This window comes from Streptomyces sp. Ac-502 (assembly GCF_045222935.1).
Lineage (GTDB): Bacteria > Actinomycetota > Actinomycetes > Streptomycetales > Streptomycetaceae > Streptomyces > Streptomyces monomycini.
The window spans coordinates 8,080,281-8,095,967 of record NZ_JBHFFO010000001.1; the positions used below are offsets into that span (position 1 = coordinate 8,080,281).

The window sequence follows — 15,687 nt, forward strand, 5'->3', positions numbered from 1 at the left end:
CTTTCCCTGTACTGGTCCCGCGGCCCGCCGGCCGGGTCCGCCTGCCGGGCAGGACGGTCCGGCCCCGGCACGCGCACTGCGTCCGACGGGCCTGCGTGGACACCATCCCCCCGGGCGGGCCCGGCGCGCCACCTTCGTAAGCTGTCGCGAAATCAACCGGGTCACGGCACCGCCGGCGGGAAGCCGGCAGCGGGCGGGACGGGGCGGGGCGGGGTGCGGGGGATCACTCGTCGCGCAGGTACGCCAGGACCGCGAGCACCCGGCGGTTGCCGTCGTCGGGGGAGAGCCCCAGCTTGGCGAAGATGTTGCCGATGTGTTTGGCCACCGCCCCGTCGCTGATGTTCAGGGCGTCCCGCACCATCGCGTTGGAGTAGCCGTGGGCCATCAGCCCGAGCACCTCCTGTTCGCGGGCGGACAGCAGCTGGTACTGGTGGCGCTGGTCGCGCTCCATCAGTATGTGCTGGACAACCTGGGGGTCGATCACCATGGCTCCTGCGGCGACACGTTCGACGGCCTGGGCGAATTCGCTGAGTTCACCGATCCGGTCCTTGAGCAGGTAGCCCAGGCCGGCCCGGCTCTGGCGGTGCGGTGTTCTGCTGGGGGTGAAGAGTTCCTTGGCGTACGCGTTCGCGACGTACTGCGACAGCACCAGGACCGGCAGGTCCGGGTAGCTCTTGCGCAGCTCCGTCGTGGCCCGCAGCCCGTCGTCCCCGTGCCCCGGCGGCATCCGTACGTCGGTGACGACGATGTCCGGGGAGCACTCCCGTACCGCGGTGATCAGGGAGTCGGCGTCCCCGACCGCCCGGACCACCTGGTGGCCGAACTTGTGCAGCAGCTCGACGATCCCTTCACGGACGAGCGCCGAGTCCTCGGCTAGGACGATACGGAGTGACTGTGCTGGCACGGAATCTCCAGGCTGAGGGCGGTGGGGCCGCCAGAGGGGCTGGACAGCACCAGTCTTCCATCGACCACCGCGACCCGGTCGGCCAAGCCCTCCAGCCCGCCGCCCGCGCGCAGTTCGGCACCCCCGACGCCGTTGTCGGTGACCGTGACGGACAGCCGATCCCGCGTCAGCCGCCCGTGCACCGTGGCGGACGTGGCACCGCTGTGCTTGACGACGTTGGTGAGCGCCTCGCTGATGAAGAAGTAGGCGGTGGCCTCGACCTGCGTGGGCAGCCGCCCGGCCAGCTCCACGTCCACATCCACCGGCACCCGGCAGCGTACCGCGACCTCGGACACCGCGGCGGCGATGCCGTGGTCGGTGAGGACCTGCGGATGGATGCCGCGGACCAGGTCGCGCAGTTCGTCCAGCGCCTGCTTCGCCTCCCCCGGGCCCGGGATATCAGCTCGCCGGCCCGGCCGCCCTTCGGCTCCGTACCGCCGAACTCCATCTCGGCCAGCCCCAGCGTCATCACCAGCGCCACCAGCCGCTGCTGCGCCCCGTCGTGCAGATCCCGCTCGATCCGGCGCCGCTCGGCCTGGAAGGCGTCGGCCATCCTGGCCCGCGAGCGGGTCAGCTCCACGACCCGGTCGGTCTGCCCGCCCTCCTTGGGCGCCAGCATCAGCCGGACGAACCAGCCCTGCGCCGCGGCCGCCGCCCCCAGGACATAAGCGGCGACCGGCAGGACGGCGATCCCGAGGCCGGTGAGCAGCAGCGCCTCCGGCTGCCCGGAGGTGACCGCCACCTCCACCGGGAAGACGATCAGTACGACCAACGAGCCGGCCAGGGTCAGCAGGGCCAGGTCCACGACGGACAGCAGCACCGCGAACACCATGGCGAAGCCGAACTCCCGCCAGGTCGCGCTCTCCTGCAACCGGGTGGTCAGCCACGGCCATAGTCCCGGCCGCGCGACGGCACGGTGCGGGCTGGCCGGCCGGTCGGCGTGCGGCCCCTCCAGCAGGCGCAGCCTGCGCCGCTCCAGCGCGGCCAGCGGAATACCGAGGAGGACGGAACCCGCCAGGATCACCAGCCCGATCCCCGCCACCGACAGCAGCAGCCCGCACACCACCACACCCCCCAGCACGATCAGCGAGAGCAGCCCGAGCAGACCGGAGGTGGCGAGGTACCCGAGCGCACGCCAGGGCGCGGCGGAGGTGAGGAAGCTGACCGGGTTCCGGGTCACGGCCCGCCAGATGGGAGAGGAGCTCATTCGGTCCACAGTAGGGCTCCGCCGGAGACCGGTGGGCCCGCGGTCGCGGGCCCACCGGCGCGGGCCGGCGCCGGGACAGGACGGCGCCGGCGGGAGGCCGGTCCGGCAGGTTCCGCGCGGGGGTCGCGGGCTGCCGGACCGGCTGGTCCAGAGGGAACGGACGGCTCATCCCACGCCCGTCAGCACCGGTTCCCGCGTGCTGGGCGCCTCGTCCTCCTCGGCGGCACGGCCGGAGGAGCGCAGCTGGAGCAGGGTGGGTACGAGGGTGGCGAGCATGGCGACGATCAGACAGCCGGCCAGGACCGAGCCCATCTCCAGCCACGGCACCGGGAACTCGGCGCCCTCACCGGACTCGGACAGTGCCCGGCTCATCCCGATCATCGTCACCCCGTCCGCGAGGACACCCAGCACCCCGCCGACGACCACCACGGTCAGCGTCTCCCACACGACGGTGCGCAGCACCTGCCCGCGGGTCGCGCCGATCTTGCGCATCAGCGCGATGCCCTCGGCCCGCTCCCCGGCCGCCATGACCAGGGTGTTGGCGATGGCGATACCGGTGTAGAGCATCGCCATGCCCAGCAGCACCAGGACCAGGATGCGGCCCTCCTCCTGCGTGGCGGAGGCGCGCTCGGCCAGCCAGCTGTCCCGGTCCTGCGCGGCCGCGCCGTACCCGTCCGCGACCTTCTGGGCGGCGGCCGTCGCGGCGGCGTGGTCGGCGCCCGGCGCCAGGGACAGGTAGACGGCGTTCGTCATGGTGTCGGGCGCGTGCCGGGCCAGCGTGCCCTGCGGGAACAGCACCGGGGGCAGCCCCGCCGACGAACTGAGCACCGCGGCGACCTTCACCCGTACCTTCGTGGCGTCGGCGAGGTAGACGTCGACCTCTTCGCCGGTGCGCCAGCCCAGCTGGCCGGCCACCAGTTCCGTCACCGCCACCGTGTCGCCGCGCAGATCGCCCAGCGACCCCTTGACCGGGTCCAGCCGCAGCGCGCCGGACAGGTTCTTCGGGTCCACCGCGCCGATGCCGCTCGACATGACGTAACTGGAGCCGACGAGGAAACCGCTGGTCTCGGAGACCGGCGAGGCGGCCTGGACGCCGGGCGCCGAGGACAGTTCGCGCACCGCGGCGGAGGGCAGGCCCGCCCCGCCGCCGGCGGCGACCACCACGTCGGCCTTCAGGTGCTTGCGGGCGTCGGCGACGGTGGTCGCCGAACTCGCGTTGGTGACGCCGATGATGGACCCGGCGACGGCCACCGTGACGAGGATGGGGGCGGCCGCCGAGGCGGTCCTGCGCACCGCGGCGCGGGCGTTGTCACCGGCCAGCGAGCCGGTGATGTGGGTGACCGCGGCCAGCGGGAAGGTCGCCAGCCGCACCAGCGGCGGCACCAGCAGCGGCGAGAAGGCCACCATCGTCACGACCAGGATCTCGGTCAGCACCAGCGAGATCACCACGGCACCGTCGCTGCCCGCCTGGGGCAGCATGACCAGCAACAGCAGCGACATGCCCGCGAACACCGAGCCGGTGATCCAGCGGCCGGTCGTCATCACCCGGGTCTCCACCGCGGAGTCCCGCATGGTCTCGGCCGGACGGACCTTCGCGGCCCGGCGGGAGGCGGCGAACACCCCGAGCAGCGCCACGCCGAGCCCGACGAAGAAGCTGAGCAGCAGGATCGGCGGGGACGCGGGGACCTCGAAGTCCTTGGGCGCCATGCCGAAGGAGGACAGCACCGAGGCGAGCTGCTGGCCGCCGGCGATCCCGATGCCGCAGCCCGCGGCCGAGGCGACCACGCCCAGCACCGCCGACTCCGCCATGATCATGCGGCGTACCTGGGGCGGCGCGGCGCCGATGGTGCGCAGCAGGGCCAGTTCCCGGCGCCGCTGGGCGATGGCGAAGGCGAAGGTGCCCGACACCACGAAGATCGACACGAAGCCGGCGATCACCGCCATGACGGCGAGCAGGGTGGCGACGTCACCGAGCGCCGCGGCGCGCGAGGCGGCGGTCAGGTCGCCGCCCTTGGCGGCACCGGTCCCGGCCTTGAGGGACTTGTCCGGCAGTACGGCCTTGATCCGGCCGGCCAGTTCGGTGGCCGACGTGCCCGGCTCGGCGAGCACGGCCACCGCGTCGGCGCGGTCCGGGTCGGCCGACAGCCGCTGCGCGGTGGCGTCGGAGAAGAAGACGGTGGCCTCACCGGGCACCCCGCCCTTGCCGGGCGGAGCCGCGATGCCCGCGACGGTCATCTCCCGGCGGCCCTGCGGGGTCACCACGGGCACCTTGTCGCCGACGGCGGCGCCGGCGCGCTTGGCCAGCGAGGCGGCGAGCACGACCTGGTCGTCACCGGCGGGCTCGCGCCCCTCGGTGAGACGGAACGGGGTGAGCTGGGCGCTGGACCAGCCGTGGCCGACCGGGCGGTCGGCGGTGTCACCGGCGTCCCCGGCCACCACCTGGGCGGGCAGCGAACGGTCGACGACGGCCTGGCGTACCCCGGGCACGCCGCGGACCGCGTCGGCGGTCCGCCGCGCGTGGTCCAGGCGGTGCGGGGAGGTGGCGGTCTGGCGCTGGTCGTACGCGCCGCCGCCGGAGCCGAAGTCGACCGTGAAGGACTGGCCGGCCCGGACCACGACGGCCGCGGCGTCATAACGCCCGGGGCTGCTGGGCTTCGAGGAGCCCCGGGTGGCGTCGAGGACCTGACCGGTACTGGCGATCAGCGCGACGCCGAGCGCCAGCGCGATGAAGGTGCCGGCGAACAGCGACCATCTGGTGCGCAGGGTGGAGAGAGCGATGGACAACATGCGTCAGCCACCCAGCCGTGCCATGTGCTCGCTCACCGCGGCCACCGTCGGAGCCATCAGTTCGCCGTGCACCGCACCGTCGGACAGGAAGAGCACCCGGTCCGCCCAGGAGGCGGCGACCGGATCGTGGGTGACCATGACCACCGTCTGCCCGGCGTGGTCCACCACGGACCGCAGCAGGCCCAGCACCTCACGGCTGGTGTTGGTGTCCAGGGCGCCGGTCGGCTCGTCGGCGAACAGCACGTCGGGCTGGCTGATCAGAGCACGGGCGATGGCCACCCGCTGCTGCTGGCCGCCGGACATCTCGGCCGGCCGGTGGCCGCCCCGGTCGCCGAGGCCCACCTGCTGGAGCGCGGTGTCCACCTGGGCGCGGGTCGGGCGCTGCCCGGCCAGCCGCATCGGCAGGGCCACGTTCTTGCGGGCGTTCAGCGACGGCATGAGGTTGAAGGACTGGAAGACGAAACCGATCCGCTCCCGGCGCAGCTTGGTCAGCTCCGTCTCGGACAGCGCGCTGATGTCGGTGTCGCCGATGAACACCCGGCCCGAGGTGGGGCGGTCCAGGCCCGCCGCGCACTGGAGCAAGGTGCTCTTGCCCGAGCCCGAAGGCCCCATCACCGCGGTGAACGACCCGCGGCCGAAGGAACAGTGCACACCGCGCAGGGCGGGCACCTTGCTGTTGCCGCGGCCGTACAGCCTGGCCACCGCGCTGAGTGTCACGGCCTGCTCGACGCCGACTCCGGTGACGGGCACTTCTCCTCCTCGGCCTTGGGGTCCGTGCACGGTCGTGTCCACGGCGTGCCGCCAGTCAACCGGTACGGGACCGGGGGGCGCACGGGCGTCACATCCCGTCTTCCGGGTGGAGAAAACTCCACCCGGCCGTACCGGGGACACGGTCCGCTCCCGGTTTCCGCTGCCGGCCCGGGAACACGGCCGGACAGCCGCGCGGACCGCGCGGACGGACACGGGGGAAGCAGTCGCGGATGCTCGGAAGGACCTGCTTCTTTTCGCGTCAGCTTACAGAGGTGGCGCCCCGGTCGGCGGCACACGACAGTAAGCAACTGGAAGCAGCGGGAGGGTGGGTAACGGGACCGGACCGCCGGCCGCTGCGGCAGCGCGGACGAATTCGCGAACCTTCACAGAGAACGGGGGACATGGCCAGCATGAGCGGCGCAATCACCGGGGAAACCACCGGCTTCGAGAAGTCTGCGGAGCTGTTCAATTCGACCATCGCCACCTGGGCGGTGAGCGCGGCCTGGGACATCGGAATCTTCGAGGTACTGGACGGCGCCGACGCCTTCGACATTCCCGCGTACGCGGCACAGAAGGAGCTGCACGAGCCCTCGTTGCGGGCGACGGTCCGCGCGCTCACGTACGCGGAGGTGGTGGAGGTCGACGGCGACCGCGTCACCCGCGGCGCGACCTTCGGGGAATTCTCCCGGTCCAAGGGCCTTTTCCAGTGGCTGACGAAGGGCTACGGCTCGCTGTTCCAGCGCATGGGCGAGGTGACGTACACCGCCGGGCGCGACGGCGACTTCATCCGGCGGGACTCCACCGCGGTGAGCATCGCCTGCCGTGACGTGAACGAGGTCTTCATGGACGAGGCGTTCTTCGGCGCCCTCGACGGCCTGGAGTTCTCGGTCGCCGCCGACCTCGGCTGCGGCAGCGGCGAGCGGCTGGTGCAGCTCGCCAAGCGTGACCCGTCGGTGCGCTGCGTCGGCATCGACATCGCCAAGGGCGCCATCGACGTCGGCGAGAAGGCGCTGGCCGAGAACGGCATGCAGCACCGGGTGAAGCTGATCCAGGGCGACGCCCGAAAGCTCAGCCAGTACCCGGAGTTCGCGGACGTCGAGCTGATGACCTCCTACCTCATGGGCCACGACTTCTGGCCCCGGGAGGACTGTGTGGCGCTGCTGCGCAGCATCCGCACCGAACTCCCGAACCTCAAGTATTTCCTGCTGGCCGACACGCACCGGGACACCACGAATTCGGTGACCGAACTTCCCGTGTTCACCCTGGGATTCGAGACCGCGCACGCGCTGATGGGCCAGTACATCCCCACCCGCGCGGAATGGGAGTCGGTCTTCGAAGAGGCCGGCTGGAAGTGCACCAAGCAGCATGTGTACAGCACGCCTTCGAGCACCGTCATCTTCCAGCTGGAGCCGGTTTCCGGCTGACCGGGAAAACGGCAGAGTGAAGAGGATGGAACGTAGTGCCGTACACCACTGAAAACGACACGCCGCTGCACCGGCTGGCGCTGAACGAAACGCCGTACCCGCCGCTGCCCGAGGTGCGGAAGGCCCTGGCGGATTCCGTCGCGGAAATCAACCGCTATCCGCAGTTCTACGCGGACGACCTGATGGAGGTCATCGCCGCGTGGCGCGGTGTCTCCGTCGATTCCGTGATGGTGGGCAGCGGCTCGGTCGGCGTGGCCCTCCAGGCCCTTCAGGCGTACATCCAGGAACCCGGCGACCAGGTCCTGTACGCCTGGCGGGCGTTCGACGCGTACCCGATCATCGCCGACATGGCGGGCGCGGAGCGCGTCGAGGTGCCGCTGACCCCCGACGGTGAGCAGGACCTGCCGCGGATGCGGGAGGCGGTGACCGACCGGACCCGCGTGGTGATCCTGTGCAACCCGCACAACCCGACCGGCACCGTGATCGGGCACAAGGCCCTGGACGACTTCCTGACGTCGCTGCCGCAGGACGTGCTGGTGATCCTCGACGAGGCGTACACCGAGTTCGCCTGCGACGCCGACGACCTGCCGCAGGGACTGGATCTGCTGCGCGCGGGACATCACGTGCTGAGCCTGCGCACCTTCTCCAAGGCGTACGGCCTCGCCGGGCTGCGCATCGGCTACGGCCTGGCCGCGCCCGAGGTCGTCAAGCGGGTACGGGCCATGTCCGTGCCGTACAGCATCAGCGAGCTGGCCCACACGGCCGTCGCGGCCTCCATCGGGGCCGAGGCGGACCTGGACCGGCGGATCACCGAGATCAGCACCGAACGCGCCCGCGTACAGGCCGGGTTGCGTGCCCAGGGATGGCGGGTCCTGGAGAGCCGGGCCAACTTCGTCTGGCTGGACGAGCCGGAGCGCGCCGCGTCGTTCCACGCGGCCTGCGCGGACCGGGGCGTACAGGTGCGCCTGTACCCCGACGAGGGCATCCGGCTGACGATCGGCACCGCCGACTCCAACGACCTGGTGCTGGCCGCCGCCCAACAGGCCGCGGCGGGCTGACCGCGGCGCACGCGGACCCCGCCTCCGCCCCACCCGGCGCCGGACCGGCGCCCCCATCGCCCGCGCGGACGACGTTCCCGGCGGGCCGTGATCCGGAAGGAACCACCATGGCCAACCCGTTCGAGGACGCGGACGGCAGCTACCTGGTACTGGTCAACGACGAGGGACAGCACTCCCTGTGGCCGGACTTCGTCGAGGTCCCCGCGGGCTGGGAGACCGTCCACGGCAAGGACAGCCGTGCGGCGTGCCTCGCCTACATCAATGCCCACTGGACCGACATGCGGCCCGCGAGCCTGGTGCGGCAGCCGGCGGCCTGAACCGCCGCGTTCGGGCCTTCGCAGGACTGGAGAAGCAAAAAGTGCACAAGCTGGTGTTGACCGCCGAGGAGCGGGAGAACATCGACGCCCTCATCGACGGCATCGTCGCCGCCGACGAGAACTGGGACCCGATGGCGGCCATGGACCGCGCCGCCGAGGCGGCGCCGTCGCTGCCGCTGCGCCTGCGCGCGTTCCTGGCACAGGCGCGCGCCGAGGAGTCGGACGTCACCGTCGTGTCCGGTCTCCCGATCCACCCCGACCTTCCCCCACGCCGAGCGGGTGGGACCTCGCAGCGAAGTCCGGCGCGGGCCACCGTGAGGAAGTGGCCCTGCTGCTGTGCGGCACCGCGCTGGGCGACCCCTTCGGCTGGGAGAGCCAGCAGGACGGGCGCATCGTCCACGACGTCTGCCCGGCGCCCGGCATGGAGTCCTCGCTGACCAGCGCCAGCAGCGCCAAGACGCTGTCGCTGCACACCGAGGACGTCTTTCACCCGTGCCGCGCGGACTACGTCTCGCTGCTTTGCTTGCGCAATCCTGACGCGGTGGGGACCACGGTCACCCGGGTCGGTTCCCTGGATTTCCCGGAATCCCTGCGCAGCACGTTGCGGAAACCTCGATTCCGCTTTTTCCCGGACGACTCGCACACCGGGACTTCACTCCCCGGAAACGCGGCGGGCGGGGCCGGCGCCGAGGCCGCCGGAATGACCGGGCCGGTACTTTACGGCCCCGCGCACGCGCCGTATCTGCGATTCGACATCGACTTCATGTCGGGCGAGGACGCGGAGGCCGCCGAAGCCGTCATCGCCACTCAGGAAATTCTGAGCAATGCGGCGGGCCGGGTCGCTCTGGAACCCGGTGACGCGGTATTCATCGACAATTATCAGGTGGTACACGGACGGGAGCCCTTTGCCGCCCGCTATGACGGAAAGGACCGCTGGCTGAAGCGTCTGAACATCAGCCGGGACATCCGCCGTCTGTACACGCACAGCGCGAGCCGCTCCAGGATCATTCCCGCCTGAGCGGCGCACGTGAAGGGACCGCCGGCGGCACACCGTGCCGCCGGCGGTCGTGGCCGGCTGTCACCGGCTGAGGGCCGGCTCGGGCAGCGCACCGTTCAGCCAGTCGTCGGCCGGATCGTCCAGGCCGGTGACTCCCCGGTCGCGCAGCAGCGCCCGCCCCAGGGGAGTGAGTTCGTGCCGGGCGGTGTTGCGGTCGCGGTGGGTGGCGATCAGGCCGGCGCCGCGCAGTACCGCCGTGTGCTGACTGGCCCCCGGGCCCGAGATGCCCAGCCAGCGGGCCAGCTCCCCCGTGGTGCGGCTGACGACCAGGGCCTCCAGCACGCTGGCCCGGGTGGCGCCGACCAGCGCCGCGAGGGCGTGCCCCTCCTCCTCCGGCTCCGACCAGAACGTCTCCGGATCGGGCACCGGGCCGGTCGAGAGCAGCAGCTGCCGCTGCCCCTGGGGCTCGGCCAGGTCCAGCAGGTGTCCCTGCCGCGGCGGCAGGAAGAGGGACGGGACCAGCAGCAGTCCCCGGCCGTCGAGCCTGACGTCCTCGTCCCGTTCGTGCGGCAGCTCCAGCACCGGCGTCGACCAGCGGCCGCCGCCCCGCAGACTGGACAGCAGGTGCTCGACGCCGCCGACGGCCAGCATCCGCTCCAGCGAGGCCTGCTCGGCCTGGACGCGGCCGCGGATGCGCGACCAGTACGGCGCCACCGCTACCCGCCAGAACTCGTGGACGGCGTCCGCCAGCCGCTCCACCGTCTCCCCGACGCGCACCAGCGCGATCCGGGCCTCCGGGGCCTTCCCCTGCAACAGCCGCAGCAGCGCGCCGGGGGAAGGGAACACCCGTGAAAGCTTTTTGAGCAGCGGCAGGTTCCTGCCCAGCTTCGGATAGACCTCCAGCTGCCATTCGGTCAGTCCCGCCGCTCCGGGACCGGACAGCGACCGCAGCGCGAAAAACGTTTCGACGTGCGGTGCGACGGTGGTGCTGACGCGCAGCCTTAACAGGTCGTTGAGTGTGCAGTGGATGCGCTGTGCGGAGACACCGGAAAGACGTCTACTGGGATTCATAGGAATCGACTCTGCCTCCTGCACCTGCGCGCCGAGGCCGGTCGATCCGCCTGGCGACGCAAGTACCCGAGGGGCTGCCCTGGGGAGGTCACCGCGTGAATACATTGACTTACGCATGAAAGTGTGTTCCGTCGCCCCGTCCGGAACCCCCGTTTACCAATCACTGGGCGCAGGCTAACTGATACGGATGGGGTAGCGCTACCTCTACCCCCGCGAATCCCCTGTCAAATTTGCAAAACGGAACTTTGCCGATATTTCCCGTGACGCCCGGCCCGTACGGGCGGCAACTGTGGCACCTGCGGCATCCTGCGACGCTCCGGGGTGGATCACGCGGCGTGACCGCCGCGCCTCAGGGGTGCCGCGGCGGTCGTTCCGTAAGCGACGGTTCTGGAGGGCCGGCCCGGCGGGCGCCGGGGCCCACGGATCGCCGGGGCGCGGCGGTGGTGGCGAGGGGGCGTCCGGGCGGGCCCGAGTGGGTCGTCAGGGCGCCGATCGGCCCGTTCGCGGGGTCGCATACGCGCCTCGGCGCAGGTTTTCGGTCGAAGGTCGCGGCCGCCGGGGGAGCAGAGCCGCAAAACGGCCATCCGCGTGACATACATCGCACGGCCCGTTCTCCGCCGTCGCAAGCGGAACATTAGACTCGGCAGATCGGCAAGCTCGACCAGCCAGAGCCAGCTACAACCAGGCGAATCTGCACGAAGCAGCACGAATCGCTCGAACCAGCTCGACAGCAAGGAGGCACGGGTGGCGCTGCTGACCCGTATCAAGGGACCGCGCGATCTGGACCGACTCGGACCGGAGCAGCTGGAGCAGCTGGCGGGGGAGATCCGTACCTTCCTCGTCGACGCCGTCTCCAAGACCGGCGGGCACCTCGGACCCAACCTCGGCGTGGTCGAGCTGACCATCGCCCTGCACCGGGTCTTCGAGTCCCCGAAGGACAAGGTGCTCTGGGACACCGGACACCAGTCCTACGTCCACAAGCTGCTCACCGGCCGGCAGGACTTCTCGAAGCTGAAGATGAAGGGCGGCCTGTCCGGCTACCCCTCGCAGGCCGAGTCCGAGCACGACGTCATCGAGAACAGCCACGCCTCCACCGTGCTGGGCTGGGCCGACGGCCTGGCCAAGGCCAACGAGGTGCTGCGCAAAAACGATCATGTCGTCGCGGTCATCGGGGACGGCGCGCTGACCGGCGGCATGGCCTGGGAGGCGCTGAACAACATCGCGACCGCCAAGGACCGCCCCCTGGTCATCGTCGTCAACGACAACGAGCGTTCCTACGCGCCGACCATCGGCGGCCTCGCCAACCACCTCGCCACCCTGCGCACCACCGACGGCTACGAGCGCTTCCTCGCCCGCGGCAAGGACCTGCTGGAGCGCACCCCGGTCGTCGGCCGGCCGCTGTACGAGACGCTGCACGGCGCCAAGAAGGGCCTGAAGGACTTCATCGCGCCGCAGGGCATGTTCGAGGACCTGGGGTTGAAGTACCTCGGGCCGATCGACGGCCACGACATCGAGGCCCTGGAGTCGGCGCTGCAGCGCGCCAAGCGCTTCGGCGGCCCGGTCATCGTGCACTGCCTCACCGAGAAGGGCCGCGGCTACCAGCCCGCCCTCCAGGACGAGGCGGACCGCTTCCACGCCGTCGGCAAGATCCACCCCGACACGGGGCTGCCGATCGCCTCCTCCGGCGCCGACTGGACCTCGGTCTTCGCCGAGGAGATGGTCGAGCTCGGCCGCGAGCGCGCCGACATCGTCGCCATCACGGCCGCCATGCTGCAGCCGGTCGGCCTGGACAAGTTCGCCAAGGCGTTCCCGGACCGGGTCTACGACGTCGGCATCGCCGAGCAGCACGGCGCCGTCTCCGCCGCCGGCCTGGCCACCGGCGGCCTGCACCCGGTCTTCGCGGTCTACGCCACGTTCCTCAACCGCGCCTTCGACCAGGTCCTGATGGACGTGGCGCTGCACAAGTGCGGCGTCACCTTCGTCCTGGACCGGGCCGGTGTCACCGGCACCGACGGCGCGTCGCACAACGGCATGTGGGACATGTCGATCCTCCAGGTCGTGCCCGGCCTGCGGATCGCGGCCCCGCGCGACGCCGACCAGGTGCGCGCCCAGCTGCGCGAGGCCGTGGACGTCGACGACGCGCCGACGGTCGTGCGCTACTCCAAGGGCGCGGTCGGCCCGGCCGTGGAGGCCGTGGCCCGGGTGGGCGGCATGGACGTGCTGCGCGAGCCCGGTACGGGGGTCGAGCGGCCCGACGTGCTGCTGGTCTCGGTGGGCGCGCTGGCGCCGATGTGCCTGGAGATCGCCGACCTGCTCGACAAGCAGGGCATCTCGACGACGGTGGTGGACCCGCGCTGGGTCAAGCCGGTCGACGCGGCGCTGCCGGGCCTGGCCGACGCGCACCGCGTCGTGGTCACGGTCGAGGACAACAGCCGCTCGGGCGGTGTCGGCTCCGCGGTCGCGCAGGCGCTGCGGGACGCGGGCGTGGACGTGCCGCTGCGGGACTTCGGCATCCCGGAGCGCTTCCTCGACCATGCCTCGCGCAAGGAGATCCTGGCCGAGATCGGACTCACCGCGCCGGACATCGCCCGGCAGGTGACCGGCCTCGTCTCCAAGATCGACGGCCGGTACGAGGGCACGGACCGGTCCGTGGACGCGGCGGAGTCCGTGACCGCGGCGGACGGCGCCGAGCGGGCCGAGGCCGCCCGCGACTGACGGCGGCGGACGGCGACGGCAGGAGGAACCGGCGCGGCCGGTTCCTCCTGTGGGGGAGATGCGCGCGTCCCGTGGCACGCCTGCACGAACGGGTGACCGCTCGTACCGGCCGTGCACCGGACGCACACGCGCCGCCCAAGGCGGTACGAACCGGCGCACAACTCTGCACAAACATCGCTGAACGGTCATACGATGGGCTGGTGGGCCACCCGAACGGGTGCAACCACCGGCCCGTCGGCATATCCACCCGTCCGTACCATCGGGTGAATCCCCGCCGTGTGCAGGCCCGCCGCACCGTACTCGTCCCGACCATTGCGCAGACTCGGTCAGTTCACGAGTCGCGACGGTCGTCCAGGCGGAGGGTTGGCCCATGAGCAGCACACATCGGGGCACGGGAAGCGGACGGGAGCGCGGCGGCGGCACGAACCCCGCTCGGGGGCGCCGCGGCGGCCTGCTCCGGACCAAGACGGTCGAGGAGTCGATCCGGGACACCGAGGAGCCGGAGCACGCGCTCAGGAAGTCCCTCTCCGCCCTCGACCTGACGGTCTTCGGCGTCGGCGTGGTCATCGGCACCGGCATCTTCGTCCTCACCGGCAAGATCGCCAAGGAGACCGCGGGCCCGGCCGTCGCCCTCTCCTTCGCCGTCGCCGGCCTGGTCTGCGCCCTGGCCGCGCTCTGCTACGCGGAGTTCGCCTCGACCGTGCCGGTCGCCGGCTCCGCGTACACCTTCTCCTACGCCTCCCTCGGCGAGCTGCCCGCCTGGATCATCGGCTGGGACCTGGTGCTGGAGCTGGCGCTGGGCTGCGCGGTGGTCGCCGTCGGCTGGTCCGGGTACGTCCGCTCGCTGCTGGACACCGCCGGGGCCCACCTGCCGCAGGGGCTGTCCGGCACGCACGAGGGCACCTTCGGGTTCGACCTGCTCGCGTGCGTCCTGGTGCTCGTCCTGACGGCGGTCCTCGTGGTCGGCATGAAGCTGTCGTCCCGGGTGACCTCGGTGATCGTCGGTATCAAGGTCACCGTCGTGCTGCTCGTCATCATCGCGGGCGCCTTCTTCGTCACCGGTGCCAACTACGAGCCGTTCATCCCGCCGAGCCGGGCCACCGAGGGCGGCGACGGCCTCGCGGCGCCGCTGTCCCAGCTGGTCTTCGGCTTCACCCCGGCCGACTTCGGTGTGATGGGCGTCTTCGCGGCCGCCGCGGTCGTCTTCTTCGCCTTCATCGGCTTCGACATCGTCGCCACCGCCGCCGAGGAGACCCGCCTCCCGCAGCGCGACGTACCGCGCGGCATCCTCGGCTCGCTCGCCATCTGCACGGTGCTGTACGTCGCCGTGTCGATCGTCGTCACCGGCATGCAGAAGTACAGCGAACTGTCCACGGACGCCCCGCTCGCCGACGCGTTCAAGGCCGTCGGGCACCCGTTCTGGGCCGGGCTGATCAGCTTCGGCGCCGCCGTCGGGCTGACCTCGGTCTGCATGATCCTGCTGCTCGGCCAGAGCCGGGTCTTCTTCGCGATGAGCCGCGACGGCCTGCTCCCGAAACTGTTCTCGCAGGTCCACCCGCGCTTCGGCACCCCGTACCGCTCGACCGTCGCACTGGGCGTCGTGGTCGCCGTCGTCGCCGGGTTCACCTCGATCGACGAACTCGCCGAACTGGTCAACATCGGCACCCTGTTCGCCTTCGTCGTGGTCGCGCTCGGCGTCGTCATCCTGCGCCGCTCCCGCCCCGACCTGCCCCGCTCCTTCCGCACCCCGCTGGTGCCGTTCGTCCCGGCCCTGTCGGTCCTGGCCTCACTGTGGCTGATGCTCAACCTGCCCGCCGAGACGTGGCTGCGGTTCGCGGTGTGGATGCTGCTCGGCTTCGTCGTGTACTTCGCGTACGGGCGCGGCCACAGCCGGATGAACAGCCGGACGAACGGGGGCACGGGACGCGGGTGAGGCCGGGGGCAGATGAGCCCGGGGCGGAACGGGCGCCGGTGTCAGCCGCCGCGCCCGCGCCGGACGGTCCGCGGCCCGGCCACCTGGGCCCCGAGCGCCGTCACGCGCGCCCGCAGCCCGCGGTCGGCGGTGACGACCACGCGGTCCGGGCCCCGGACCGCGTCCCGCACCAGCTCCACGATGCGGTCGTCCCCGCTGCCCGGCGCCGCGACGACCTCCACGCCGGGCACGGACGCCACACCCCGGGCCGCGCCCTCGACGACGAGGACCAGCTCGACGGGCGGCCCGCCGGGCACGAGCCCGGGCAGCCCGCGCCCGTCGGCCGCCTGCTCCGCCAGCGCGTCCCGCAGCCGTTCGGCCGCCGCGCGCCGGTCCCGCCACCAGCCGTCGGGCACCGAGCCGATCACGTTCGCCGCGTCCACGACCACCAGAGTGCTCATGGTTCCAGCGTGGCACGGGGGGCGCGGGAGCATGGGAAAACCTCT

Annotated in this window: 14 protein-coding genes; 7 read left to right on the forward strand and 7 right to left on the reverse strand. The window is 71.8% G+C overall.

Going from position 1 to position 15,687, the window contains the following annotated elements; all coding sequences use genetic code 11:
- Positions 1–223 precede the first annotated feature (223 nt).
- The 5 genes from ACEXOX_RS36680 to ACEXOX_RS36700 form a co-directional block, all read right to left on the reverse strand.
- Entirely contained in the window at positions 224–904 is a 681-nt protein-coding gene (locus ACEXOX_RS36680; RefSeq protein WP_361151376.1) for a response regulator transcription factor, read from the reverse strand.
- The gene (locus tag ACEXOX_RS36685) at positions 874–1,086 is read right to left on the reverse strand and encodes a hypothetical protein (RefSeq protein WP_406525138.1); all 213 of its coding nucleotides are present in this window, start codon (positions 1,084–1,086) and stop codon (positions 874–876) included. Before ACEXOX_RS36685 ends, ACEXOX_RS36680 begins: the two co-directional genes overlap by 31 nt.
- A complete protein-coding gene (locus ACEXOX_RS36690) occupies positions 1,071–2,150 on the reverse strand; it encodes a sensor domain-containing protein (RefSeq protein WP_406525139.1) in 1,080 nt (359 codons plus the stop codon). Before ACEXOX_RS36690 ends, ACEXOX_RS36685 begins: the two co-directional genes overlap by 16 nt.
- Positions 2,151–2,315: 165 nt before the next feature.
- The gene (locus tag ACEXOX_RS36695; RefSeq protein ID WP_406525140.1) at positions 2,316–4,937 is read right to left on the reverse strand and encodes an FtsX-like permease family protein; all 2,622 of its coding nucleotides are present in this window, start codon (positions 4,935–4,937) and stop codon (positions 2,316–2,318) included.
- 3 nt (positions 4,938–4,940) lie between these two features.
- Positions 4,941–5,687, reverse strand: coding sequence for an ABC transporter ATP-binding protein (locus ACEXOX_RS36700; RefSeq protein ID WP_033038097.1), 747 nt, complete (start codon positions 5,685–5,687; stop codon positions 4,941–4,943).
- A 410-nt stretch (positions 5,688–6,097) separates the two neighbouring features.
- Here ACEXOX_RS36700 and ACEXOX_RS36705 point away from each other — a divergent pair, with 410 nt between their 5' ends.
- The 5 genes from ACEXOX_RS36705 to ACEXOX_RS36725 all read left to right on the forward strand — a co-directional run bounded on the left by ACEXOX_RS36705 (position 6,098) and on the right by ACEXOX_RS36725 (position 9,504).
- Positions 6,098–7,111: a class I SAM-dependent methyltransferase gene (locus ACEXOX_RS36705; protein WP_406525141.1), complete on the forward strand. Its 1,014-nt coding sequence runs from the start codon at positions 6,098–6,100 to the stop codon at positions 7,109–7,111.
- Positions 7,112–7,146: 35 nt separating this feature from the next.
- Positions 7,147–8,169 carry a histidinol-phosphate transaminase gene (locus ACEXOX_RS36710; protein ID WP_406525142.1) on the forward strand — a complete coding sequence of 341 codons (1,023 nt, stop codon included), beginning with the start codon at positions 7,147–7,149 and terminating at the stop codon, positions 8,167–8,169.
- A gap of 107 nt (positions 8,170–8,276) precedes the next feature.
- Entirely contained in the window at positions 8,277–8,486 is a 210-nt protein-coding gene (locus ACEXOX_RS36715; protein WP_030020743.1) for an MbtH family protein, read from the forward strand.
- Between the two features lie 41 nt (positions 8,487–8,527).
- Positions 8,528–8,923, forward strand: coding sequence for a hypothetical protein (locus ACEXOX_RS36720; RefSeq protein ID WP_406525143.1), 396 nt, complete (start codon positions 8,528–8,530; stop codon positions 8,921–8,923).
- Positions 8,809–9,504: a TauD/TfdA family dioxygenase gene (locus ACEXOX_RS36725; protein ID WP_406525144.1), complete on the forward strand. Its 696-nt coding sequence runs from the start codon at positions 8,809–8,811 to the stop codon at positions 9,502–9,504. Before ACEXOX_RS36720 ends, ACEXOX_RS36725 begins: the two co-directional genes overlap by 115 nt.
- Before the next feature lie 60 nt (positions 9,505–9,564).
- On the opposite strand, the gene ACEXOX_RS36730 is transcribed toward ACEXOX_RS36725, so the two are convergent.
- Positions 9,565–10,554, reverse strand: coding sequence for an ArsR/SmtB family transcription factor (locus tag ACEXOX_RS36730; RefSeq protein ID WP_406525145.1), 990 nt, complete (start codon positions 10,552–10,554; stop codon positions 9,565–9,567).
- Positions 10,555–11,298: 744 nt separating this feature from the next.
- Between ACEXOX_RS36730 and dxs the strand changes: the two genes are divergently transcribed.
- On the forward strand, positions 11,299–13,269 hold the full coding sequence (gene dxs / locus ACEXOX_RS36735; protein ID WP_406525146.1) for a 1-deoxy-D-xylulose-5-phosphate synthase: 1,971 nt from the start codon (positions 11,299–11,301) through the stop codon (positions 13,267–13,269).
- A gap of 370 nt (positions 13,270–13,639) precedes the next feature.
- Complete coding sequence (locus ACEXOX_RS36740) at positions 13,640–15,202, forward strand: amino acid permease (RefSeq protein ID WP_406525147.1); 1,563 nt, start codon at positions 13,640–13,642, stop codon at positions 15,200–15,202.
- 41 nt (positions 15,203–15,243) lie between these two features.
- On the opposite strand, the gene ACEXOX_RS36745 is transcribed toward ACEXOX_RS36740, so the two are convergent.
- Positions 15,244–15,642, reverse strand: a complete 399-nt coding sequence (locus ACEXOX_RS36745) for an NTP pyrophosphohydrolase (protein ID WP_406525148.1) — start codon at positions 15,640–15,642, stop codon at positions 15,244–15,246.
- Positions 15,643–15,687: the final 45 nt, after the last annotated feature.

Bases quoted from the DNA above. Each gene is read 5' to 3' on its own strand.
- ACEXOX_RS36690 (WP_406525139.1), bottom strand. From the start codon at position 2,150: ATGAGCTCCTCTCCCATCTGGCGGGCCGTGACCCGGAACCCGGTCAGC.
- ACEXOX_RS36705 (WP_406525141.1), top strand. From the start codon at position 6,098: ATGAGCGGCGCAATCACCGGGGAAACCACCGGCTTCGAGAAGTCTGCG.
- ACEXOX_RS36730 (WP_406525145.1), bottom strand. From the start codon at position 10,554: ATGAATCCCAGTAGACGTCTTTCCGGTGTCTCCGCACAGCGCATCCAC.
- ACEXOX_RS36740 (WP_406525147.1), top strand. From the start codon at position 13,640: ATGAGCAGCACACATCGGGGCACGGGAAGCGGACGGGAGCGCGGCGGC.
- ACEXOX_RS36695 (WP_406525140.1), bottom strand. From the start codon at position 4,937: ATGTTGTCCATCGCTCTCTCCACCCTGCGCACCAGATGGTCGCTGTTC.
- ACEXOX_RS36715 (WP_030020743.1), top strand. From the start codon at position 8,277: ATGGCCAACCCGTTCGAGGACGCGGACGGCAGCTACCTGGTACTGGTC.
- ACEXOX_RS36745 (WP_406525148.1), bottom strand. From the start codon at position 15,642: ATGAGCACTCTGGTGGTCGTGGACGCGGCGAACGTGATCGGCTCGGTG.